Origin of the sequence: Methylobrevis albus (genome assembly GCF_015904235.1) — a bacterium.
GTDB lineage: Bacteria > Pseudomonadota > Alphaproteobacteria > Rhizobiales > Pleomorphomonadaceae > Methylobrevis_A > Methylobrevis_A albus.
Genome location: NZ_JADZLT010000031.1, coordinates 1 through 236, shown reverse-complemented (window position 1 = coordinate 236; position 236 = coordinate 1). Strand labels below are relative to the sequence as shown.

The following is a 236-nucleotide window of genomic DNA, read 5'->3' as shown; positions in this document are numbered from 1 at the left end:
CTTTGCCATGGTTTCTTGTCCCGGATGATGGCGTTGAGGATGGTGAGGAGCTTCCTCGCGACGGCGATGAGGGCGAGCATTTTCGGCTTGCCGGCCTGGATGAGCCGGGCGTGGAAGGCCTTGAGATCCGGGTTGAAGCGTGCGGCGGTCATGGCGGCCGGGAAGAGGGCGGTCCGCACGACGACGCGGCCGCCTCCGATGCGGCTGCGGCCGCGCCATTGCCCGGACTGCCGGGT

1 protein-coding gene is annotated in these 236 nt (G+C 68.2%); it reads right to left on the bottom strand.

What is annotated here, in order from left to right; all coding sequences use genetic code 11:
- Positions 1-236, bottom strand: a 236-nt coding sequence (locus tag I5731_RS00350; RefSeq protein ID WP_197309365.1) for a transposase, incomplete at both ends; no start/stop codon positions are given.